We start from the raw sequence: 21,587 nt of genomic DNA, 5'->3' as shown, positions 1-21,587 counted from the left end.
CTCCATCATGTTGCCACTGAAGCTATTGTAACCTGCGCAAGGGTAAAAAAAACCACGCCCGGCAAAACCGGGCGTGGTAATTAGCATTTATGCGGGAAATTAACGGCCTGCGATAGGCGGTACGAACACCACGCCCATATCCCACGGCTGTTCAATCCAGGTATCCTGCGGAATATCAATAACATAATCGTCAACCAGCGGACGGCCGGCCGGTTTTGCGAAAATAGTGACAAAATGCGCTTTAGGATACATTTCGCGGATAGCAACGGCGGTACCGCCGGTATCGACCAGGTCATCGATAACGATGAAGCCTTCGCCGTCGCCTTCTGCACGTTTCAGAACCGTCAGCTCACGCTGGTTATCGTGGTCGTAGCTTGAGATGCAAACGGTGTCAACATGACGAATACCCAGTTCACGCGCCAGTAGTGCTCCCGGTACCAGACCGCCGCGGCTAACGGCAATAATGCCTTTCCACTGTTCAACCGGCAGCAGGCGGGTTGCCAGCTTGCGGGCGTGAATCTGCAACATGTCCCAGGTGACGACGTATTTTTCGCTCATGTGAAGTGTCCCAGCCTGTGTAATACGGCTTAAATAATGTTCGAGGGGGAAAATGGTTGCGCGAGATTATAGAGATCTGACGCGCTAAAAACCAGCGTTAAGCGGCCACGACGACTCTTTTTACGTGGTTTACACTACCAGAGCACGCGGAAAGTGGTATTCTCAACCCCATCGCGCAAGCCCGGGCTTGTAGTGTATTTGATTGCTAACCCTCGATCTGCAAACGACTTTTGCAGATGATTGTAAGGAGACTCATCGTGTCTGAACTGTCTCAATTATCCCCTCAGCCGCTGTGGGATATTTTTGCCAAAATCTGCTCTATTCCCCACCCGTCCTATCACGAAGAACAGCTCGCTGAGCACATTATGGGCTGGGCAAAAGAAAAAGGCTTACACGCGGAACGCGACCAGGTTGGCAACATTCTGATTCGTAAAGGCGCCACTGCCGGTATGGAAAACCGCAAACCGGTAGTGCTGCAGGCGCACCTCGATATGGTGCCGCAGAAAAATAACGATACCGTTCACGACTTCACTCAGGACCCGATTCAACCGTACATCGACGGCGAGTGGGTCAAAGCGCGCGGCACGACTCTGGGCGCCGATAACGGTATCGGCATGGCTTCCGCGCTGGCGGTGCTGGCTGACGACAACGTTGTTCATGGCCCGCTGGAAGTGCTGCTGACCATGACGGAAGAAGCCGGTATGGACGGCGCCTTTGGCCTGCAGCCCAACTGGCTGCAGGCGGATATCCTGATCAACACCGACTCCGAAGAAGAGGGTGAAATTTACATGGGCTGCGCGGGTGGGATCGACTTCACCTCTGACCTGGCGCTGACCCGTGAAGCCGTTCCGGCCGGTTTCCAGAGCTTTAAGCTGACCCTTAAAGGGCTGAAAGGCGGCCACTCCGGCGGCGAGATCCACGTCGGTTTAGGCAATGCGAACAAACTGCTGGCACGCTTCCTGGCGGGCCATGCTGAAGAGCTCGATCTGCGCCTGGTCGATTTCAATGGCGGCACCCTGCGCAACGCCATCCCGCGCGAAGCGTTCGCGACGGTAGCCGTAGCCGCGGACAAAGCGGAAACGCTGAAAGCGCGAGCGAATGAGTACCAGGAGATCCTGAAAAACGAGCTGGCGGCTAAAGAGAAAAATCTCGCTGTGCTGCTGGAGTCGGCGGAAAATGACCAGCCTGCGCTGACGACTCAATCTCGTGATACCTTTGTGCGCCTGCTTAACGCCACGCCGAACGGCGTCATCCGCAACTCTGACGTGGCAAAAGGGGTGGTGGAAACCTCTCTGAACGTCGGCGTGGTGACCATGACCAGCGACAACGTGCAGATTCACTGCCTGATTCGTTCGCTGATTGACAGCGGTAAAGATTACGTCGTGAGCATGCTGGACTCTCTGGGCAAGCTGGCCGGTGCGAAAACCGAAGCCAAAGGCGCCTATCCAGGCTGGCAGCCGGACGCCAACTCTCCGGTGATGCATCTGGTACGTGAAACCTATCAGCGTCTGTTCAACAAAACGCCGAATATCCAGATTATCCACGCGGGCCTGGAGTGCGGTCTGTTCAAGAAACCGTATCCGGAACTGGATATGGTTTCCATCGGGCCAACCATTACTGGCCCTCACTCTCCGGATGAACAGGTGCATATCGAAAGCGTGGGCCAGTACTGGACGCTGCTGACTGAGCTGCTGAAATCCATTCCGGCGAAGTAAGACAACAAAGGCCCACTCCTCAGGAAGTGGGCCTTTTCTTTATAACGACTCGCTCATTAACGCCCGCTAAACGTTCGCAGCGGATTACCGCGCTCAATCTGATGATGGAACATTCTCCGCTCAGACTTCAACGCCGCACTCTCATTCTGCCGCTGCTGTTCCAGCTTCCAGGCAATCAGCAGACGCGCCAGCCGTTTGTTCGCATGCTGACTCCGCTCCGACTGCACCTTTACGCTGATGCCGCTTGCCGTATGAATGGCGCGCACCGCGGAATCGGTCTTGTTCACGTGCTGCCCGCCAGGCCCGGAAGCGCGCAGCGTTTCAAAACGGATCTCGCTGGAGAGCATCTGTTCATCGCAGGAAAAGCGCCCTACGCCAACATACCAGTTTTTGCGCCCGTGATGCGGCCTGAACGGACTGGAAAAGACCCATTGCAAAGTGCCGCACCAGCTTTCGCTGAAAGCAAACGCGCCGTCGCCATTCAGCGAAAGCAGAACAGAACGCAGGGTGCCGGCATGACGTCCTGGCTCACTTTCCAGCAGCGTCAGGGAAAGCCGCCGCTCTGCGGCTTCCTTTATGAGCCGCTCCAACGTCAGTTTCACCGCCAGACAGCATTCATCCGGCCCCTGAGCGGAAGAGAGTTGCAATAAAATCATGCGCTTTTCCCTCCGCTGGTTTTCAGCGTCAGCAGCGGACGCAGACGGGCGATCGGTTCGACCAGTCCGGCCTGCACCAGACAGTTAAGTACGCTTTCCACGGATTTATACGCCTGCGGCGCTTCTTCATAGATCAGCTGACGATCGCGGCAGATCACCCTGCTTCCCAGCTCGGTGCGCGCCAGCTGAGCCGGCGTATATTTGCCGGACAGACGCCCTTTGCATTCGGTTCGCATCCATTTCCGCCCGGCGCCATGCGCCAGCGAATGCAGGGTCTCCTCGCGGGTAACAGGCTGCACCAGCCAGCTGTGGTCGCCGCGAGAGCCCGGGATTATCACCAGGCCCCGGTCGTCCGGCGTAGCCCCTTTGCGATGCAGCCAACCCTGCTGCCCGTCAACAGAACAGGACTCGACAAAGTTATGCGCGATATCCAGTACGCTCCGTCCGTCGGCCCGTATCTGTTGCAGGATGCGGGTGGCAATCAGATGACGATTCACGCGGGCAAAAGCCAGCGCATCATCATGTTCTGCCAGATAATCCCGAGCCGCAGCGCTACCTTCCGCCAGGCCATCGTGCGAAAAGGCCGCAATATGGCGCTGCAGTATGGATTGCCCGAGGCCGCGCGATCCGCTGTGCGCCAGCAGCAGCAGGCGCTGAGCATCAAGGCCGGCCTGCTGGAAACGGTCGTTATCCACAACCTGCTCCACCTGCTGCAGTTCAGCGAAATGGTTACCGCCGCCAATTGATCCCAGGGCGCTGCGCCAGGGATGGGTCAACAAATTTTCCGGCAGATGCTCGTCCAGCCAGCTTGCTTGCGCAACGTCCCCCATAGCGGACAGTTTCTTCTCAAACTTATCCGCATTGTATTTTCGCGCGAGGATATCCGTTTGCCACAGCGCCATGCCGCAGCCGATATCGTTACCCACCAGTGCCGGGTAGAGATGGCCCAGCGAGAAGAAGACTGCGCCGATGGGATAGCCGCGCCCGGGATGTAAGTCTGGCATTCCCACCACGCGCTGCATGTGGGGTAAATTTGCCGTCGAGTGTAATTGTTGGATCGCTAAACCTTCGATCCACAGATCGTCTGAACGAATATAAGAAATAGATTCAGACGTATAATGAACATTATTGCCCATATACCAATCCATATTAAAAAATAAATAAAGGATGTGGCAGACATTACCAGGGCAAAAAGAGAGTTATTCCTGGGAAGGCCTGCAAAGTGCGTTCTGGAAATCTGTATTCATGGTGAACCTCCTTTGCAGTTAATAAATAGGTGAAAGTGCGCGTATAGTAATCAGGCGTTAAATCTATTGCAAGCCGATTTGCCGCCGCATCAAATAATTAAGAAATCGTTCACCCCGCGCCTCCACTTCCTGTGGCTGAATAACCGTGAAGCCATGACGCGCAAAAAAGGGCTTTGCCGTAATACTGGCCTCTACCGTGAAAATGCGTTCAGGCAGCTGCATCAGTAGTGTATTAAGCAACTCGCCGGCGATTCCCTGACGACTAAAATCGGGAGAAACGAAGAGTAAATCGATATAGTCATCTACGGCAGTGATAAACCCGACCGGCGAGGCATCATTTATTGCCACCAGTACGCGTGACGCCGCGAGTTTTTGCCGCCAGCGGGCTTCATCAACCTGCGCCCAGGCGGCAATTTGCCGGGGGGAATAATCGGCGCTGGCGGTCTCTTTAACGGCGCGTAAAAAGAGTGCGCATAGCGCCGGAAAATCCCGCTCTTCGTACATTCTTATCGTTAACATCGTTACAATCCCAAAACGAGTTGCCGCTCCAGCTGCGGATCAAGCAGCGTCACGTGCAGCCCCACCAGCCTGACTCCCCGACCTCCGCGCCGCTCGTGCCAGGCTTTATGCGCGGTAGAAATCAAATCATCTTTATTCAGCCGGGGCCAGACATGCTCCTGGGTCGTGAGCTGGAAATCATTAAACTTCAGCTTGACCCCCTGGCGAGCAATCCGCAAATCCGGTTTAACTTTCGCCAGGCGCCGTTCAAGTTCGGGATAGAGGTTTTCAATAATTGACTCACACTCCGCCCATTCGTGGATATCCTCTATCAGGGTTCGCTCAACCCCCACCGATTTGCGCTGGCGCTCGCTGCTGATTTCTCGTTCATCAATGCCGTGGCTGCGTTCCCACAATATTCGCCCGAATTTACCAAAGCGCTTGAGCAACATTGCCAGATCGCTGTTCTGTACATCTTCGCAGGTTCTCAGACCCATGCTTTCCAGCTTCGCGGCGGAGACTTTGCCGACGCCCGGGATCTTCGACAGCGACAGCGTTTTGACAAACTTCGCTACCTGGTGCGGCGCAATGACAAACTGGCCGTCAGGTTTATTCAGATCCGAGGCGATTTTTGCCAAAAATTTTACCGGCGCAATGCCGGCAGAAGCAGTCAGATTGAGCTCGCGATGGATGGTCTCACGGATCTCCTGCGCCATCAGCGTTGCTGACCCCTGACAATGGACGCTGTCGCTGACGTCAAGATAGGCTTCATCCAGCGATAGGGGTTCGATTAACGAGGTATAGCGGGAAAAAATCTCCCGGATATGGTTCGAGGCCTCTTTGTAAGCGTCGAAACGGCCGGGAAGGAGCGTCAGGTGTGGGCAAAGTTTCAGGGCGGTGGCAGTAGGCATAGCGCTGCGCACGCCGAACTTACGCGCCGGATAGTTAGCCGTGCTGATAACGCCGCGCTGTACCCGACTGCCGCCAATGGCGATAGGGATATCGCGCAGCGCCGGGTTATCACGCATTTCAACCGCTGCGAAGAAGCAGTCCATATCTACATGGATGATTTTACGCATAGCCAAACCTTAGACTGTACATGCATACAGTATAGCAAACTATGGCGAAATTTAATCTTTTTAAATCCACAACCTTAAAAAACGTGCTACAACATAAAAATGCAACAAATATGATTTATTTTTCATATAGTTATATTAATAAATAAGGTAAAACCCAATCATGAAATCAATAGTAACTGCGCTCGGTTTACTTATTGCCAGCAGCGCCTGCGCAGCACCTCAGCTTATTGCTCATCGCGGAGGTACCGGCGATGCCCCGGAAAATACACTTCCAGCAATAAAACTCGCCCTGGAAAATAAGGCCGAGGCGATCTGGATAACGGTGCAATTAAGCCAGGATGGCGTCCCGGTTTTATATCGTCCTGGCGATCTTTCCGCGCTGACTAATCATACAGGGAAAATCTCAAGCTATAGCGCAGCCGAACTGGCACGCATGGACGCGGGGTGGAAATGGGGTGATGAAACTCACCCCTGGCGCGGTAAAAATGCAACGATTCCCACGCTACAATCGGTGCTGGAACAGTGGCCGGAGACCTTCTTTTACATCGATATCAAATCGCCTGATGCCGACCCTGCGATAATGGCGGCTCGGCTTGGCGATGTGTTAAATAAAACCCATAGCCTCGCCCGCGTACGCGTGTATTCAACGGACGCTCGCTATATCGCAGCGCTACCAGAGTCAATTCCCCATTTCGTCAGCCGGGACGAAACGCGAACAAAGCTGGCGACCATTTCTCTTAGCCACCAGTGTCAGCCCACCAACTCACCAGGGGACGAGCACTGGTACGGCCTTGAGCTGAAACGCAAAGTAGAAGTCATCGAGAAGTTCACCCTGGGCGAAGGCGTATCGCCGGCCACACTCACCTGGGATAAAGAAGCGATGGACTGTTTCCGCTCACAGGGCAAAGCCCATATCATATTCTTCGGCATTAATAATGCTGATGATTTTCGTACGGCAAGCGAGCTTGGCGCCGACGGCGTAATGGTCGACTCACCGGCAAAAGCGAAAACGTGGTAAATCAAAAAAGGCCGCACGGTGCGGCCTGCTAGTTAAATGATGCGATCCTGATTGCGCTGCGCTTCGCGTGCCATGCGTTTTTTACGCGCATCGCAGGGCTCAGGGCAGTCGCAAACCTTTTCCAGACCCAGCGATGAGATCCCCCCGCAGCTGCCCTGGATGGTTTTTCGCTTGATCAGATACCCGAGCGACATTCCCAGAATAACCAGCGCGAAAATCACAAAGGTCGCGACAAATACCGTCAGCATCATTAGCCTCCAAAATCGTCGAGCATGATGTTTTCATCCTCAACGCCGAGATCTTTCAGCATTTTGATGACCGCGGCGTTCATCACCGGCGGCCCGCACATATAGAATTCACAATCTTCCGGCGCCGGGTGATCGCGCAGATAGTTTTCATACAGGACGTTGTGAATAAAGCCGGTATGACCGGTCCAGTTATCTTCAGGCTGCGGATCGGAGAGCGCCACGTGGAAGGTAAAGTTCGGATTTTCACGTGCCAGCTGCTCGAATTCGTCATCATAGAACATTTCTCGCAGAGAGCGCGCGCCGTACCAGAAGCTGATTTTACGCTTACTGTGCAGGCGCTTAAGCTGATCGAAAATATGCGAGCGCATCGGCGCCATCCCGGCACCGCCGCCGATAAAGACCATTTCAGCGTCCGTTTCTTTGGCAAAAAATTCCCCAAACGGCCCGGAAATCGTCACTTTATCGCCCGGCTTCAACGACCAGATATAGGAAGACATAATCCCCGGAGGCGCATCAGGTACCTGCGGCGGCGGGGTTGCGATACGCACGTTGAGCATGATGATGCCCCTCTCTTCCGGATAGTTAGCCATGGAGTAGGCGCGCAACGTAGGCTCTTTTACATCCGAGACATAGCGGAAGAGATTAAATTTATCCCAATCGCCGCGATACTCATCCGGAACGTCAAAGTCAGCATAAGCGACTTTGTGCGATGGACATTCGATCTGAATATACCCGCCTGCGCGGAACGGAACCGCGTCGCCGTCCGGCACGCGCAGCTTCAGCTCTTTGATAAAAGTGGCTTTGTTATCGTTCGAGATAACTTCACATTCCCACTTCTTAACGCCAAAAATCTCCTCCGGCAGCTCAATTTTCATGTTCTGCTTCACCGCGACCTGGCAGGCCAGGCGGCAGCCCTCTCTCGCCTCACGCTTGGTGATATGAGAAAGTTCGGTAGGCAGGATATCACCGCCGCCCTCTTTCACCGTCACCCGGCATTGGCCGCAGGAGCCGCCCCCACCGCAGGCCGACGAGACGAAGATTCCGTTGCTGGAGAGCGTATTCAGCAGCTTGTCACCCGCCGGAGTACGGATCTGTTTATCCGCTTCGTTATTGATTTCAATGACCACATCGCCCGCATTCACCAGCTTCGAACGCGCGGCCAATATCAGCCCGGATAGCACCAGGACGATCAGCGTGAACATCACTACGCCAAGAATTATTTCCATACTTTCCGCCCTTATAGCTGCACACCGGAGAATGACATAAAGCCCAGCGCCATCAGACCCGTGGTAATAAAGGTGATCCCTAACCCGCGCAGACCCGCAGGCACGTTTGCGTATTTCATTTTTTCGCGAATACCCGCCATCGCCACAATCGCCAGCAGCCAGCCGACGCCGGAACCAAAACCGTAAACGATGGATTCGGTGAAGTTATAGTCGCGCTGTACCATGAAGGAGACGCCGCCAAAAATCGCACAGTTAACGGCAATCAGCGGCAGAAAGATCCCCAACGCGTTATAAAGCGTCGGGAAGTACTTATCGAGGATCATCTCCAGAATTTGTACCAGCGCGGCAATCACGCCAATAAAGGTGATGAAGTTCAGAAAGCTTAAGTCAACGCCTTCCACCAGCGCGCCGTCACGCAGCACCAGGTTATACACGAGGTTATTGATCGGTACCGCCAGTCCGAGTACGACCGTTACCGCAACGCCGAGACCGAAAGCGGTTGAGACCTTTTTCGACACGGCAAGGAAGGTACACATTCCCAGGAAGAAGGCCAGCGCCATGTTTTCAACAAACACGGCGCGGACAAACAGGCTAATGTAGTGAGCCATGGTCGGTTACTCCTTTTCCTGCTGTTCAGGCTTCCAGCTGCGCACCGCCCAAATCAACAAACCGATAATGAAGAACGCACTGGGTGCCAGAAGAAACAGACCATTTGGCTGATACCAGCCGCCGTTCTGCACCGTTTCCAGCACGGTAATACCGAATAGCTTACCACTGCCGATCAGCTCTCTCAGGAAACCGACGATGATTAGGATCGCCCCGTATCCCAGACCGTTGCCAATACCGTCCATAAAGCTCGCCAACGGCGGCGACTTCATGGCATAGGCTTCGGCGCGCCCCATCACAATACAGTTAGTGATGATCAAACCGACGAAAACCGAAAGCTGTTTCGAGATCTCATAGGCAAACGCGCGTAGCACCTGATCGACGACGATAACCAGCGAAGCGATAATCGCCATCTGTACAATGATGCGCACGCTATTCGGAATGTGGTGGCGAATCATGGAGATAAACATGCTGGAGAATGCCGTAACCAGCGTCACCGCGATGGTCATTACAAAAGCGGTCTCCAGCTTGGTGGTCACCGCCAGCGCGGAGCAGACGCCCAGTACCTGCAGAGTGATAGGGTTATTAGCGATAAGCGGCCCCACCAGCACGCGCTTCATTTCTTTCATTTCGCCCAAATCAGCCATTATTCAGCTCCCCTTCTCGCACCTTTTGCAGGAATGGGCCAAAGCCCAGTTTGCCCATCCAGAAATCAAAGCTATGCTGCACACCATTTGACGTCAGCGTTGCGCCCGACAGGCCATCAACGGCGTGCAGGTCGCCAGGACGCGCGCCGCCTTTGACGATTCTCAGCGCAGGCATCCCTTTATCATCAAGCACCTGTTTACCGACGAACTGCTGACGCCAGTTGGGGTTTTCAATTTCCCCGCCCAGCCCCGGCGTTTCGCCATGATCGTAATAAGTGATCCCTTTTACCGTACGGCCATCGGTTTCCAGCGCCACAAACGCGTACATCACCGACCACAGACCGTTGCCGTAAATAGGGAGAACGACTTCCTGAATCTGCTGTTTTTCATCACGCACCAGATATATTTCGGCGATATTACTGCGGCGTTTAATACCCGCCGGATCCTGGCTGGCTTCCAGCTGCAAGCTCTGCTGCGGATCTTTCAGGGCCTGGGCCTGATTGAATTTGCTCGGGTCTTTATCCAGCAGCTCCCCGCTAGCGAGATCGACTAATCGTGGAGAGATGCGGGCCTTAAAAATATCGGCCACTTCATCTGCGCTCATTCCCTGCTTCATCAGACCGGCAACCGCCAGGATATTGCGCTGTTTATCAAGCGCGCGCTGCTCCTGCTGGCGCGATTTTAGCCCGACGGCAGAACCGGCGACCACGATTGAGCAGACCAGACAAAGCACCAGCACCACCAGCAGCGTTTTGCCGATGCTATCGTTACTTTTATTCTCAGCCACGCGACTTCCTCCGCTTAATATTGGCCCGCACCACCAGGTAATCGAACAGCGGCGCAAAGAGGTTGGCGAAGAGGATCGCCAGCATCATCCCTTCCGGATAGGCCGGGTTGACGACGCGAATCAGGACGCACATCACGCCGATCAGCAGGCCGTAGCTCCATTTACCCTTATCCGTAAACGACGCGGACACAGGATCCGTCGCCATAAACATCATGCCGAAAGCAAAACCGCCGAGAACCAGATGCCAGTACCACGGCATGGCAAACATCGGGTTAGTATCAGAGCCAATGAAGTTAAACAGCGTCGCGGTAGCCACCATGCCGAGGAATACCCCAGCAACAATGCGCCAGGAAGCCACGCGACCGAAAATGATGATGGCGCCGCCGATCAGAATCATCAGCGTCGAGACCTCGCCAATCGAGCCCGGGATATTGCCGAGGAAGGCATCCATCCAGCTTACCGGCTGTCCGCTTGTGACATTAACCAGCGATTCACCGCCGCCGCTAGCCCACTGGGACAGCGGCGTCGCGCCGGAAAAGCCATCCGCTGCGGTCCACACCAGATCGCCGGAAATTTGCGCCGGCCAGGCAAAGAACAGAAAGGCCCGCCCCGCCAGCGCCGGGTTGAGAAAGTTACGCCCGGTTCCGCCAAAGATCTCTTTGGCCATGACGACGCCAAACGTGATCCCGAGCGCAGCCTGCCATAGCGGCAGCGATGGCGGTACAATCAGCGCGAACAGGATTGAGGTCACGAAGAAGCCTTCGTTTATTTCGTGCTTACGCACGATAGCAAACAGGACTTCCCAGAACCCACCGACAAGAAACACGGTGATGTAGATAGGCAGGAAAAATACCGCACCCAGCGTCATCATACTGAGCCAGCCGGCATCTGCGGTGAAGTTTACCCCCAGCCACTGGGCAATACTGTAGTGCCAGTTCCCGGCGATGACCTGCTGCAGCTGTTCAGCGCTATATAATTTAGCCAGCGCCGGTATGGTCTGCAGACCAACGTTATACATTCCCCAGAACATCGCCGGGAAAACGGCGAACCACACCAGTATCATCATCCGCTTAAGGTCGATGGCGTCTCTGACGTGCGCCGCTCCGCGCGTCACCTGACCGGGTGTATAGAACAGGGTCGCCGTCGCTTCGAACAACGGGTAGTATTTTTCCAGCTTGCCGCCGTGCGTAAAGTGCGGCTCAAGTTTGTCAAACAGTTGCTTTAAGCCCATCACTTATCCTTCCTGCTCAATCTGGGTTAACACGCTGCGCAATGCCGGACCATATTCATACTTGCCGGGACAAACGTAGGTGCAAAGCGCCAGGTCTTCTTCATCCAGTTCCAGACAGCCCAGCGCCTGCGCGCTGTCGGTATCGCCCGCCAGCAAATCGCGCAGCAGCATGGTGGGCAGAATATCCAGCGGCATCACTCGCTCATAGTTGCCAATCGGTACCATAGCCCGCTCGCCGCCGTTGGTATCCGTCGAGAAATTAAATAGCTTACGCTTCAGAAAGTGACCGACGGTGGTACGGGTAATGGAGAATTTATCTTTCCCCGGCATCACCCAGCCGAATAGCTCTTTCTCGCGCCCCTCTTTCACAACGCTTATCTGTAAATGAAAGCGTCCAAGGAAAGCATGAGGCCCGCACGCATGGGTTCCGCTGAGGACTGAACCAGAGATAATGCGGTTTTCATCGTCCAGCAGCTCATCTTCAAGCAGTTCATCAAGGCTGGCGCCTAAGCAGGTCTTTAACAAACGAGGCTCTTTGACCTGCGGGCCGCCGAGAGCAACGATGCGTTCGTTGTACAACTCCCCTTCAAGGAACACTTTGCCGACGGCGATAACATCCTGATAGTTAAGATGCCAGACCTGCTTTTTCAGGCTGACCGGCTCAAGAAAATGAATGTGAGTCCCCGCCAGCCCGGCCGGATGCGGACCGGCAAACTGATTAAAGGTCACCTGGCCGACAGGATGCCCGCCAAGCTTGCCGCCGCCAGCCTGACACACGTGAACTTTACCGTCGGTCAACCGCGTCAACAGCGTCAAACCGGCGTCAAACGCTTCGCGCTGGGCCAGAATGATTGGCTGAGGATCGGCCGCCAGCGGATTCGTGTCTATCGCGGTGACAAAAATGGCCGCAGGAACGCTGCCCGGCGCAGGTATTTTACTGAAAGGACGGGTGCGAAATGCCGTCCACAGCCCGGACTCCAGCAGCTGCTGCTGAACGCTCTCGCGCGTCAATCCGGCAAGTTCGGCTAATTCATAGCGGGGAAAATGAACGGACTCTTCGCCATCCACATCAATAACGACCGACTGCAGAACCCGGCGCTCGCCGCGATGAATGGCGCTGACGGTTCCACTCGCAGGTGCAGTAAAACGCACGCCAGGATTTTTTTTATCTTCGAACAGAAGTTGACCTTTTTGCACCCGGTCCCCTTCACGCACCGCCATTGATGGGCGCATACCGACGTACTCTTCACCCAACAGCGCAACGCGCTTGACCGCAGTCTTCGAAGAAATCTGCTGTGATGGCATGCCAGCTATGGGCAAATTCAGCCCTTTCGTGATTTTAATCATATCGTTAGCAGGTATCCGTTACTTAAACCCCGGTTTCAGGCCGAGGCCAGCATAATTAATGGAATATATGAGGAAGAAAGGAACATCATAGTCCTGGTGATTCACAAGACGGGAGAGAAGCATCCTTTCTTACCCTGAACAGTTAGCGGGCCAAGTGTAACATTTCGTGAGCGGCGCCTGTAGACAAACCGCCACTAAGTGGTTCTAAAATGCGAGCTATTACGCAAAGTTCTGACTGCGCTTTGCCCCAGGATTCGCTATAACGGAAAACTCAGACGTAAACGCAGCACGTCGTGCTTGCGAAAAAATGCCGTGATGCTAATGTGAGCGCTCTAAAACCAGAATACTCTGATTTCGGGTCTCTCTTGCCGTCCTGGCAATGTGGTTATTTGTTTTATCAAGGAACAAGTAGTATGCGCAAAATCGCATTATTTATTGCGATGCTTCTGTTGCCATGCGTTTCATTCGCAGGGCTACTTAGCAGTAACAGCTCGACAACGCCGATGAGCAAAGAGTATAAGCAGCAGCTCATGGGCTCGCCGGTCTACATTGAGATCTTTAAAGAAGAGCGCATGCTCGATCTTTACGTCAAGATGGGCGAAACCTGGCAGCTTCTCGACAGCTACCGCATTTGTAACTACTCCGGCGGTCTCGGGCCAAAGCAGCGTCAGGGCGACTTCAAAAGCCCGGAAGGTTTTTACAATGTTTCCCGTAACCAGTTAAAACCCGATAGTCGTTTCTATAAAGCGATCAATATCGGCTTTCCGAACGCCTACGATCGCGCGCATGGTTACGAAGGCAAATATCTGATGATTCACGGCGCCTGCGTATCGGTCGGCTGCTACGCCATGACCGATACCGGCATTGACGAGATTTTCCAGTTCGTCACCGGCGCCTTAGTTTTTGGTCAGCCCAACGTTCAGGTGAGTATTTATCCTTTCCGCATGACCGATGCCAACATGGCGCGCCACAAGTTTTCCTACTTCGCGGATTTCTGGAAGCAGCTGAAACCCGGGTATGATTACTTCCGCCTGACGCACAAGCCGCCGGTGGTTTCCGTAGTCGATGGCCGCTACGTAGTGAGCAAACCGCTCAGCCACGAAGTCGTTCAGCCACAGCTTGCTTCAAACTACACGGTCCCCGAGGCAAAATAGCGCCCACTCGCCTGGCATGATTTTATGCCAGGTTTCGTTACCGGTCAGCGGCTGGGTGGCGATAACGGTGACCACATCATTCGGTGTGGTCTCGCGTTGAAAGTCAATCTCAACATCCTGATCCAGCAGCGTCGCTACGCCAAACGGCGCCCGTCGCGTAATCCAGTATAAATTCGTTGAGCAAAACGCCATGACGTAGCGCCCATCGGAGAGCAGCATGTTAAACACGCCTTTTTCACGCAGCTCCCCGGCGAGCGTGGCGATAAACCGGAAAACCTCAACCATGTCTCCCGGCATTTCCGGATAGCGTTCGGTGATGCTATGTAGCAGCCAGCAGAACGCCTTTTCGCTATCGGTTTCCCCGACAGGATACAGATTTCCCGTCTCGAGAGACTCATACCCCTCCAGCTGGCCGTTATGCGCATAGGTCCAGTTACGTCCCCAGAGTTCGCGGGTAAAGGGATGAGTATTTTCCAGCGCGACAATACCGCGGTTGGCCTGACGAATATGGGCGATAACCGAGCAGGATTTAATGGGGTATTCCTGCACCAGCTTAGCGATGGGCGATTGAAAGCTAGGCTGCGGATCTTTAAATGTGCGACAGCCTTTACCTTCATAAAAGGTAATTCCCCAGCCGTCCTTATGCGGCCCGGTTCCGCCACCGCGCTGAACCAGCCCGGTAAAGCTGAAACAAATATCAGTTGGCACATTCGCGCTCATCCCGAGCAGTTCGCACATAGATCACCTCATACCACTTACTGAAACATAAAAGGCGTTATTGGTGCTGTCAGTTTGGACACGGCCAGCGCACAGAAACCGGAGCGTACATCATGTACGTGAGGATGATTCGCTACGCTCACCCTCCGGGCCGCCCTGAAGGGCGTTCAAAACTCGGTGAGTTTTGTCTGAGCACTGACCGGGTTCAAAATGGCTAACAAAATAGCCTCTTAAGCTTTAACCATCTCTTTTTCGATCAGCATAATCAGGATATGAATCACTTTAATATGGATTTCCTGAATGCGGTCGGCATAACCAAAATGCGGTACGCGGATTTCAACGTCCGCAGAGCCTGCCATTTTACCGCCGTCTTTACCGGTCAGGGTAATAACTTTCATGCCCTGAGCGCGGGCAGCTTCGATCGCTTTGATGACGTTACCAGAATTTCCGGAAGTGGAGATCCCCAGCAGTACGTCCCCTGCACGCCCCACAGATTCCACATAGCGCGAGAAAACATATTCATAGCCAAAATCATTACTCACGCAAGAAAGGTGGCTCACGTCTGAAATCGCAATGGCCGGATAGCCGGGGCGATTTTCACGATAGCGCCCGGTCAGCTCTTCCGCAAAGTGCATCGCATCGCAGTGCGAACCGCCATTACCGCAGGAGAGCACCTTACCGCCGGCCTTAAAGCTATCCGCCAGCAGCACCGCTGCGCGCTGAATCGCATGGATATTGGCTTCGTCCTGCAGAAAATTGGCCAGCGTTTCGGCGGCTTCGTTCAGTTCGTTACGAATAAGATCCTGGTACATGAGGATAATCCTTCAGTATGGGTGGGATAACCCAGGCAGTTTACCGGATAGCCGGCGAAGCGAGAAGCCGCAGGCGCGGTTATCCTCTGGCGTTTTGCTTTTATGTGCCGCAATTCCGTACAACAATGTGAGCAAGGTTGTAATTATTTTGTAAACACATTGCTAAAACAAATTACATCCACTACAACCATATCATCACAAGTGGTCAGACCTCCTACAAGACAGGGAGCATTTCTCTATGATGATTTTGAGTATTGTTGCAACCGTTGTTTTACTCGGTGCGCTCTTCTATCACCGAATCAATCTGCTGCTCAGCAGCGCGATTTTGCTGCTCTGGACCGCCGCGCTCGGCATTGCAGGGCTGTGGAATATCTGGCTGCTGGTCCCGCTGGCCATCCTTTTACTGCCGTTCAATTTTACGCCGATGCGCAAATCTATGATTTCAGTGCCAGCCTTTCGCGCTTTCCGTAAGGTCATGCCGCCGATGTCGCGTACCGAGAAAGAAGCAATTGATGCCGGGACAACATGGTGGGAAGGCGATCTGTTCCGCGGCAATCCCGACTGGCAGAAACTGCACAACTACCCGCAGCCGCGCCTGACTGCCGAAGAACAAGCCTTTATTGACGGCCCGGTTGAAGAAGCCTGCCGAATGGCGAACGACTTCGAAATCACTCACGAAATGGCGGATCTGCCGCCGGAGCTGTGGGCTTATCTGAAAGAGCATCGCTTCTTTGCGATGATCATTAAGAAAGAGTACGGCGGGCTGGAGTTCTCCGCTTATGCACAGGCTCGCGTTCTGCAAAAGTTGTCGGGCGTCTCCGGTATTCTGGCGATTACCGTCGGCGTGCCTAACTCATTAGGCCCGGGCGAGCTGCTGCAGCATTACGGTACGGAAGAACAGAAAAATCACTATCTGCCACGCCTGGCTCGCGGCCAGGAAATTCCCTGCTTCGCGCTGACCAGCCCGGAAGCGGGTTCAGATGCCGGCGCGATTCCGGATACCGGCGTGGTCTGCATGGGCGAATGGCAAGGCCAGCAGGTACTGGGTATGCGTCTGACCTGGAACAAACGCTATATTACGCTTGCCCCTATCGCCACCGTGCTGGGGCTGGCATTTAAACTCTCCGACCCCGACCGTCTGCTGGGAGGTGAAGAAGAGCTGGGTATTACCTGCGCCCTCATCCCGACAACCACGCCGGGCGTTGAGATCGGTCGTCGTCATTTCCCGCTGAACGTTCCATTCCAGAATGGTCCGACCCAGGGAAAAGATATTTTCGTTCCTATCGACTACATTATCGGTGGCCCGACCATGGCCGGCCAGGGCTGGCGGATGCTCGTTGAGTGCTTATCCGTAGGTCGCGGTATCACCCTGCCATCGAACGCCACCGGGGGCCTGAAGTCTGTCGCCATGGCCACCGGCGCCTATGCGCACATTCGCCGCCAGTTCAAAATCTCCATCGGTAAAATGGAAGGGATCGAAGAACCGCTGGCGCGTATTGCAGGCAACGCCTACGTAATGGATGCTGCCGCCTCGTTGATTACCTACGGCATTATGCTTGGCGAAAAACCCGCGGTACTGTCGGCAATCGTGAAGTACCACTGTACCCACCGCGGCCAGCGCTCGATCATCGATGCAATGGATATTACCGGTGGTAAAGGCATTATGCTCGGCAGCGGAAACTTCCTGGCGCGGGCTTATCAGGGCGCGCCAATCGCCATCACCGTTGAAGGCGCGAATATTCTTACCCGCAGCATGATGATCTTCGGCCAGGGGGCGATTCGTTGCCATCCATACGTGCTGGATGAAATGGCGGCGGCGCAGAATAACGACGTTAACGCTTTCGATAAGCTGCTGTTTAAACACATCGGCCACGTAGGAAGCAACAAGGTACGCAGTTTCTGGCTGGGCCTGACTCGCGGCCTTACCAGCAGCTCGCCGACCCGCGATGCCACTCGTCGCTACTATCAGCATATGAACCGCCTGAGCGCCAACCTGGCTCTGCTGTCCGATGTCTCAATGGCGGTACTGGGCGGTAGTCTGAAGCGTCGTGAAAGAATTTCTGCGCGTCTGGGCGATGTGCTGAGCCAGCTCTACCTGGCGTCGGCGGTCCTGAAACGCTATGACGATGAGGGGCGTAACGAAGCGGACTTACCGCTGGTGCACTGGGGGGTGCAGGATGCGCTGTATCAGGCCGAGCAGGCGATTGACGATCTGTTGGTGAACTTCCCGAATCGTCTGGTAGCGGGCGCGCTTCGCGTGGCTATCTTCCCGACCGGACGTCATTACCTGGCGCCTTCAGACAAGCTGGATCATAAAGTCGCGAAAATCCTGCAGGTTCCGAGCGCGACGCGTTCTCGTATCGGCCGCGGTCAGTATCTGACGCCGAGCGAGCATAACCCGGTCGGTCTGCTGGAGGAAGCGCTGCTTGATGTGATGGCGGCAGATCCTATCCACCAGCGTATCTGTAAAGAGCTGGGCAAGAATCTGTCCTTTACCCGACTTGATGAACTGGCCCGTAACGCGCTGGCAAAAGGGTTAATCAATCAGGACGAGGCGGACATCCTGGTCCGTGCTGAAACCAGCCGTCTGCGCAGCATTAACGTCGACGACTTCGCCCCGGATGAACTGGCGACCCGACCGGTAAAGCTGCCGGAGAAGGTTCGCAAGATTGAAGCGGCCTAAAACTAAAAAATAATCACATCACGATCGAGGCGGGCCTCCCGCCTCTCTTTTTTCTGGCAGTTCTCCATAAGCTATATCCCGTCCTGTCATTTCTTTGACAAACTATTCCGTGAGCCCTCCGCCTGCTGATATGGTGTTAAAGTATTTATCATTCCTTTCACAACGCTGGAGTTACCACCGTGCCCGGACTGAAAATTACCCTTTTACAACAACCGCTGGTGTGGATGGACGGTCCCGCCAACCTGCGTCATTTCGATCGTCAACTGGAAGGGATTACCGGGCGGGACCTCATTGTTTTACCCGAAATGTTCACCACCGGTTTCGCGATGGAGGCGGCAAAACAGTCGCTATCGCAAGAGGAAGTGGTTGCCTGGATGGGAGCTAAAGCCGCGCAAACCAATGCGCTGATTGCCGGCAGCGCGGCGCTGCAAACGGAACGCGGGCCCGTTAACCGTTTTTTGCTGGTGGAGCCCGAGGGTAAAATCCATTTCTATGATAAACGACATCTGTTCCGCATGGCGGATGAACATCACCATTACCAGGCGGGTAACGAACGGGTCATTTTTGCATGGCGCGGCTGGAGGATCCTGCCGCTGGTGTGCTACGACCTGCGCTTCCCGGTCTGGTCGCGCAATCATAACGACTACGATTTAGCGCTGTATGTTGCCAACTGGCCCGCACCACGCTCAACGCACTGGCAGTCGCTACTGGTGGCCAGGGCTATCGAAAATCAGGCTTATGTTGCCGGATGCAATCGCGTCGGTACCGACGGCAATGGCCACCATTACCGGGGCGACAGTCGGATAATTACGCCGCAGGGCGAAATTATCGCCACAGCCGAGCCGCATCAGGCCACTCGCCTTGACGCAGAGCTTTCATTGACGGCGCTGAACGAGTATCGCGAGAAGTTTCCAGCCTGGCAGGATGCCGACCCCTTCACGCTCAATTAAAGACCGCATATCAGGGAGCCTGTGCTCCCTTTCTTTATGCCTTAAACCCCCGCGATAACGCGCCCCTGAGACCCCAGAGAAAACTCACGCTGCTCAGAGCAAAAGCGTTAATGCGGCATACCGCTCGCTGGCAAAAAGAGGGAAGAGTAATGATTCAGCAGGCTAAAACGACGAAAGCCTGAATCATTTCTGATTCAGGCTTTCTGAATAGTGGCGGAACGGACGGGACTCGAACCCGCGACCCCCTGCGTGACAGGCAGGTATTCTAACCGACTGAACTACCGCTCCACATACTGTTCCGTTGGGAACGAGGCGAATATTACGGTTTCCCCTCTACTCCGTCAACGCTTTTTCTTCATTTTTGAATCGCTTGCTGCAAAAATCACCCATCAGATTATTTTTAACGCGTTTACTGCCCAATCATGCCCGCCACAGGCAGCTTCCGCCTTTCTTTTGTACCAGATCGAGGCGGGATTCATGGTTCACCAGCTCTTCATCAGTGGCATAAACTACGCGTAGCTTACTGGTTGCCCGGACAACGCGCTGTATTCCCGTATCTCCGGCCTGCCGCTGCCCTTCCCCTTCCATAGAGAAAGCCATCGTCGTCTGGCCGCCGGTCATCATCAGATAAACATCGGCCAGAATCTGGGCATCGAGCAGAGCCCCGTGGAGCGTTCGCTTGCTGTTATCTATTTCATAACGCGAGCAAAGAGCATCAAGGCTATTGCGCTTGCCCGGGAACATTTTACGCGCCAGGGCCAGGCTGTCGGTCACCTTGCAAAAAGTATCGGTCTTCGGAATACCGCGATTCAGCTTGCTAAATTCATAGTCCATAAAGCCGATATCGAACGATGCGTTATGGATGACCAGCTCCGCGCCGCGGATGTAATCGAGAAACTCATCGACAACATCGCCAAACACGGGCTTATCCATGAGGAATTCGTCCGCAATACCGTGGACGCCAAAAGCTTCAGGGTCCACCAGGCGGTCCGGCTTAAGATAGACGTGGAAGTTGTTCCCGGTCAGGCGGCGGTTGATCACCTCTACCGCGCCGATCTCGATTATCTTGTGCCCCTCATAGTGCGCACCAATCTGATTCATACCGGTGGTTTCGGTATCGAGAACGATCTGTCGTGTAATTGCAGTGCTCATAGCGGTCATTTATGTCAGACTTACCGTTTTACGTATCGATTTCAATTACAGGAAGTCTACCAGAGATGCTCAAACAGGTAGAAATTTTCACCGATGGTTCCTGCCTGGGCAATCCAGGCCCCGGCGGCTACGGTGCGATTTTACGCTATCGCGGAAAAGAAAAAACCTTTAGCGAAGGCTTTAACCTCACGACGAATAACCGCATGGAGATGATGGCCGCCATCGTCGCCCTCGAAGCGCTGAAAGAACATTGCGAAGTGATCCTCAGTACCGACAGCCAGTACGTGCGTCAGGGTATTACTCAGTGGATCCACAACTGGAAAAAGCGCGGCTGGAAAACGGCGGACAAAAAACCGGTTAAAAATGTCGATCTCTGGCAGCGCCTGGACGCTGCGCTGGGTCAACACAAAATAAAATGGGAGTGGGTCAAAGGCCACGCGGGGCATCCGGAAAACGAACGCTGCGACGAACTGGCGCGCGCGGCCGCCTCTCATCCCACCCGGGATGATACCGGTTATCTGGCAGAGCGCTAATTTTGCCCCTTGCGCCACTGACGTGTGGCGCCCACCGCCTGCGGTATCCGTTTTTTTGCTTTGCCCGATTTCATCGGGTTTAGCGTCAAGGGGATCGTACGTTTACGGGCAATAATGAGCTGTAAACATCCTAAAGCAGGTAAATGGGTGCTGAGCATTTTCCCCCCGTGACGAGACCAGGGAAGGACCTGGTAGCAACCGTGATGCATCACTTCAAAATTCAGCAGCGCCAGCCAGTCCATCTGACGCGTTAAAGTAAACATGCGGCTGTTATAGGGGGGCTTATTGCGCAAGACCGGCACCAGCTTGCGTAATCCCATCAGGCTCATGGGGTTAAAACTGGTCAAAATGATCCAGCCATCGTCAATCAGCACTCGGTCTGCTTCCCGCAGCAGTCGATGCGGATCGCTGCACCAGGGTAAGGTATGCGCCAGCAGGCAGGCATCAACCGACTTCTCGGCAAAAGGCAAATGCAGCGGATCGGCCTTTACCTGCACTGGATTACCCTGTAAAGAGACATTCACCTGATGGGAAATCGCGCAGGACTCCGTATTGATTTCCGCGCTCAGATTGCCAATCTTAAGTAAATGAAAGCCATATAATTTAGCCAGCCACGGTTTCATCTGCCGTTCCAGCGATTCGCGGTAGTATTCGCCCCAGGGCATGCTGGACCAGTGCTCTGGCGCTGTAACTGTCTGAGGTATCCTTGCCGGCTTCATCGCA

At 54.4% G+C, this 21,587-nt stretch carries 22 protein-coding genes and 1 tRNA gene; 6 read left to right on the top strand and 17 right to left on the bottom strand.

The features are described from left to right. Window positions 1–99: 99 nt before the first annotated feature. The gene (gene gpt / locus ABLV11_RS09205) at window positions 100–558 is read right to left on the bottom strand and encodes a xanthine phosphoribosyltransferase (protein ID WP_004099178.1); all 459 of its coding nucleotides are present in this window, start codon (window positions 556–558) and stop codon (window positions 100–102) included. A gap of 257 nt (window positions 559–815) precedes the next feature. On the opposite strand from gpt, the gene pepD reads away from it, so the two are divergent. Then, complete coding sequence (gene pepD, locus ABLV11_RS09200; protein ID WP_126488527.1) at window positions 816–2,273, top strand: cytosol nonspecific dipeptidase; 1,458 nt, start codon at window positions 816–818, stop codon at window positions 2,271–2,273. A 56-nt stretch (window positions 2,274–2,329) separates the two neighbouring features. On the opposite strand, the gene prfH is transcribed toward pepD, so the two are convergent. The 4 genes from prfH to dinB form a co-directional block, all read right to left on the bottom strand. Then, a complete protein-coding gene (gene prfH, locus ABLV11_RS09195) occupies window positions 2,330–2,929 on the bottom strand; it encodes a peptide chain release factor H (RefSeq protein ID WP_126488525.1) in 600 nt (199 codons plus the stop codon). Then, complete coding sequence (locus tag ABLV11_RS09190; protein ID WP_126488523.1) at window positions 2,926–4,065, bottom strand: RNA ligase RtcB family protein; 1,140 nt, start codon at window positions 4,063–4,065, stop codon at window positions 2,926–2,928. The genes prfH and ABLV11_RS09190 overlap by 4 nt, the downstream gene beginning before the upstream one ends. Window positions 4,066–4,239: 174 nt before the next feature. Beyond that, complete coding sequence (locus tag ABLV11_RS09185; protein ID WP_224250568.1) at window positions 4,240–4,695, bottom strand: GNAT family N-acetyltransferase; 456 nt, start codon at window positions 4,693–4,695, stop codon at window positions 4,240–4,242. Window positions 4,696–4,697: 2 nt separating this feature from the next. Beyond that, entirely contained in the window at window positions 4,698–5,753 is a 1,056-nt protein-coding gene (dinB, locus tag ABLV11_RS09180) for a DNA polymerase IV (protein WP_126488521.1), read from the bottom strand. A 160-nt stretch (window positions 5,754–5,913) separates the two neighbouring features. Between dinB and ABLV11_RS09175 the strand changes: the two genes are divergently transcribed. Next, on the top strand, window positions 5,914–6,771 hold the full coding sequence (locus tag ABLV11_RS09175) for a glycerophosphodiester phosphodiesterase family protein (protein WP_004099170.1): 858 nt from the start codon (window positions 5,914–5,916) through the stop codon (window positions 6,769–6,771). Between the two features lie 32 nt (window positions 6,772–6,803). On the opposite strand, the gene nqrM is transcribed toward ABLV11_RS09175, so the two are convergent. From nqrM to ABLV11_RS09140, 7 genes are read right to left on the bottom strand one after another with little or no spacing between them, the layout of a single operon-like run. Next, window positions 6,804–7,019: a (Na+)-NQR maturation NqrM gene (gene nqrM, locus ABLV11_RS09170; RefSeq protein ID WP_004099168.1), complete on the bottom strand. Its 216-nt coding sequence runs from the start codon at window positions 7,017–7,019 to the stop codon at window positions 6,804–6,806. A 2-nt stretch (window positions 7,020–7,021) separates the two neighbouring features. After that, window positions 7,022–8,245: an NADH:ubiquinone reductase (Na(+)-transporting) subunit F gene (gene nqrF, locus ABLV11_RS09165; protein WP_004099166.1), complete on the bottom strand. Its 1,224-nt coding sequence runs from the start codon at window positions 8,243–8,245 to the stop codon at window positions 7,022–7,024. Window positions 8,246–8,256: 11 nt separating this feature from the next. After that, entirely contained in the window at window positions 8,257–8,853 is a 597-nt protein-coding gene (gene nqrE / locus ABLV11_RS09160; RefSeq protein ID WP_004099164.1) for an NADH:ubiquinone reductase (Na(+)-transporting) subunit E, read from the bottom strand. Between the two features lie 6 nt (window positions 8,854–8,859). Further along, a complete protein-coding gene (locus tag ABLV11_RS09155) occupies window positions 8,860–9,498 on the bottom strand; it encodes an NADH:ubiquinone reductase (Na(+)-transporting) subunit D (protein WP_126488519.1) in 639 nt (212 codons plus the stop codon). Further along, window positions 9,491–10,285, bottom strand: coding sequence for a Na(+)-translocating NADH-quinone reductase subunit C (locus ABLV11_RS09150; protein ID WP_004099160.1), 795 nt, complete (start codon window positions 10,283–10,285; stop codon window positions 9,491–9,493). Before ABLV11_RS09150 ends, ABLV11_RS09155 begins: the two co-directional genes overlap by 8 nt. Continuing rightward, window positions 10,278–11,516 carry an NADH:ubiquinone reductase (Na(+)-transporting) subunit B gene (locus ABLV11_RS09145; protein WP_004099158.1) on the bottom strand — a complete coding sequence of 413 codons (1,239 nt, stop codon included), beginning with the start codon at window positions 11,514–11,516 and terminating at the stop codon, window positions 10,278–10,280. Before ABLV11_RS09145 ends, ABLV11_RS09150 begins: the two co-directional genes overlap by 8 nt. A gap of 3 nt (window positions 11,517–11,519) precedes the next feature. Next, on the bottom strand, window positions 11,520–12,863 hold the full coding sequence (locus ABLV11_RS09140; RefSeq protein ID WP_105889742.1) for a Na(+)-translocating NADH-quinone reductase subunit A: 1,344 nt from the start codon (window positions 12,861–12,863) through the stop codon (window positions 11,520–11,522). Between the two features lie 413 nt (window positions 12,864–13,276). On the opposite strand from ABLV11_RS09140, the gene dpaA reads away from it, so the two are divergent. Continuing rightward, complete coding sequence (gene dpaA, locus ABLV11_RS09135) at window positions 13,277–14,017, top strand: peptidoglycan meso-diaminopimelic acid protein amidase (RefSeq protein ID WP_004099152.1); 741 nt, start codon at window positions 13,277–13,279, stop codon at window positions 14,015–14,017. On the opposite strand, the gene ABLV11_RS09130 is transcribed toward dpaA, so the two are convergent. Together ABLV11_RS09130 and lpcA are read right to left on the bottom strand one after the other, a co-directional pair. Continuing rightward, the gene (locus ABLV11_RS09130) at window positions 13,988–14,755 is read right to left on the bottom strand and encodes a class II glutamine amidotransferase (RefSeq protein ID WP_004099151.1); all 768 of its coding nucleotides are present in this window, start codon (window positions 14,753–14,755) and stop codon (window positions 13,988–13,990) included. The genes dpaA and ABLV11_RS09130 overlap by 30 nt on opposite strands. Before the next feature lie 209 nt (window positions 14,756–14,964). Continuing rightward, window positions 14,965–15,546 (bottom strand): D-sedoheptulose 7-phosphate isomerase, encoded by a 582-nt coding sequence (gene lpcA / locus ABLV11_RS09125; RefSeq protein ID WP_004099149.1) that lies wholly within the window; start codon window positions 15,544–15,546, stop codon window positions 14,965–14,967. Window positions 15,547–15,784: 238 nt separating this feature from the next. Here lpcA and fadE point away from each other — a divergent pair, with 238 nt between their 5' ends. Both fadE and ABLV11_RS09115 read left to right on the top strand, forming a co-directional pair. Next, a complete protein-coding gene (gene fadE / locus ABLV11_RS09120) occupies window positions 15,785–18,229 on the top strand; it encodes an acyl-CoA dehydrogenase FadE (protein ID WP_126488515.1) in 2,445 nt (814 codons plus the stop codon). Between the two features lie 179 nt (window positions 18,230–18,408). Then, entirely contained in the window at window positions 18,409–19,179 is a 771-nt protein-coding gene (locus tag ABLV11_RS09115) for an amidohydrolase (RefSeq protein ID WP_004099144.1), read from the top strand. Window positions 19,180–19,390: 211 nt separating this feature from the next. Here the strand turns inward: ABLV11_RS09115 and ABLV11_RS09110 are convergent. Further along, window positions 19,391–19,467, bottom strand: a tRNA-Asp gene (locus ABLV11_RS09110). A 132-nt stretch (window positions 19,468–19,599) separates the two neighbouring features. Continuing rightward, window positions 19,600–20,331, bottom strand: a complete 732-nt coding sequence (dnaQ, locus tag ABLV11_RS09105) for a DNA polymerase III subunit epsilon (protein WP_126488513.1) — start codon at window positions 20,329–20,331, stop codon at window positions 19,600–19,602. 65 nt (window positions 20,332–20,396) lie between these two features. Here dnaQ and rnhA point away from each other — a divergent pair, with 65 nt between their 5' ends. Then, the gene (rnhA, locus tag ABLV11_RS09100) at window positions 20,397–20,864 is read left to right on the top strand and encodes a ribonuclease HI (RefSeq protein WP_004099142.1); all 468 of its coding nucleotides are present in this window, start codon (window positions 20,397–20,399) and stop codon (window positions 20,862–20,864) included. Here the strand turns inward: rnhA and ABLV11_RS09095 are convergent. Then, window positions 20,861–21,583 (bottom strand): class I SAM-dependent methyltransferase, encoded by a 723-nt coding sequence (locus ABLV11_RS09095; protein WP_004099141.1) that lies wholly within the window; start codon window positions 21,581–21,583, stop codon window positions 20,861–20,863. The genes rnhA and ABLV11_RS09095 overlap by 4 nt on opposite strands. Window positions 21,584–21,587: the final 4 nt, after the last annotated feature.

It is taken from the genome of Klebsiella sp. GW_Kp181 (assembly GCF_040062315.1).
Classification (GTDB): Bacteria; Pseudomonadota; Gammaproteobacteria; order Enterobacterales; family Enterobacteriaceae; genus Klebsiella; species Klebsiella oxytoca.
This window is presented reverse-complemented; position numbering and strand designations above follow the sequence as displayed.

Excerpts from the sequence above, each read along its gene's own strand:
- dpaA (WP_004099152.1), top strand. The coding sequence starts at position 13,277 with ATGCGCAAAATCGCATTATTTATTGCGATGCTTCTGTTGCCATGCGTT.
- nqrF (WP_004099166.1), bottom strand. The coding sequence starts at position 8,245 with ATGGAAATAATTCTTGGCGTAGTGATGTTCACGCTGATCGTCCTGGTG.
- ABLV11_RS09140 (WP_105889742.1), bottom strand. The coding sequence starts at position 12,863 with ATGATTAAAATCACGAAAGGGCTGAATTTGCCCATAGCTGGCATGCCA.
- ABLV11_RS09095 (WP_004099141.1), bottom strand. The coding sequence starts at position 21,583 with ATGAAGCCGGCAAGGATACCTCAGACAGTTACAGCGCCAGAGCACTGG.
- dnaQ (WP_126488513.1), bottom strand. The coding sequence starts at position 20,331 with ATGAGCACTGCAATTACACGACAGATCGTTCTCGATACCGAAACCACC.
- nqrE (WP_004099164.1), bottom strand. The coding sequence starts at position 8,853 with ATGGCTCACTACATTAGCCTGTTTGTCCGCGCCGTGTTTGTTGAAAAC.
- ABLV11_RS09190 (WP_126488523.1), bottom strand. The coding sequence starts at position 4,065 with ATGGGCAATAATGTTCATTATACGTCTGAATCTATTTCTTATATTCGT.
- dinB (WP_126488521.1), bottom strand. The coding sequence starts at position 5,753 with ATGCGTAAAATCATCCATGTAGATATGGACTGCTTCTTCGCAGCGGTT.
- rnhA (WP_004099142.1), top strand. The coding sequence starts at position 20,397 with ATGCTCAAACAGGTAGAAATTTTCACCGATGGTTCCTGCCTGGGCAAT.
- gpt (WP_004099178.1), bottom strand. The coding sequence starts at position 558 with ATGAGCGAAAAATACGTCGTCACCTGGGACATGTTGCAGATTCACGCC.
- ABLV11_RS09130 (WP_004099151.1), bottom strand. The coding sequence starts at position 14,755 with ATGTGCGAACTGCTCGGGATGAGCGCGAATGTGCCAACTGATATTTGT.
- ABLV11_RS09185 (WP_224250568.1), bottom strand. The coding sequence starts at position 4,695 with ATGTTAACGATAAGAATGTACGAAGAGCGGGATTTTCCGGCGCTATGC.
- ABLV11_RS09145 (WP_004099158.1), bottom strand. The coding sequence starts at position 11,516 with ATGGGCTTAAAGCAACTGTTTGACAAACTTGAGCCGCACTTTACGCAC.
- nqrM (WP_004099168.1), bottom strand. The coding sequence starts at position 7,019 with ATGCTGACGGTATTTGTCGCGACCTTTGTGATTTTCGCGCTGGTTATT.
- lpcA (WP_004099149.1), bottom strand. The coding sequence starts at position 15,546 with ATGTACCAGGATCTTATTCGTAACGAACTGAACGAAGCCGCCGAAACG.
- ABLV11_RS09175 (WP_004099170.1), top strand. The coding sequence starts at position 5,914 with ATGAAATCAATAGTAACTGCGCTCGGTTTACTTATTGCCAGCAGCGCC.
- prfH (WP_126488525.1), bottom strand. The coding sequence starts at position 2,929 with ATGATTTTATTGCAACTCTCTTCCGCTCAGGGGCCGGATGAATGCTGT.
- fadE (WP_126488515.1), top strand. The coding sequence starts at position 15,785 with ATGATGATTTTGAGTATTGTTGCAACCGTTGTTTTACTCGGTGCGCTC.
- ABLV11_RS09155 (WP_126488519.1), bottom strand. The coding sequence starts at position 9,498 with ATGGCTGATTTGGGCGAAATGAAAGAAATGAAGCGCGTGCTGGTGGGG.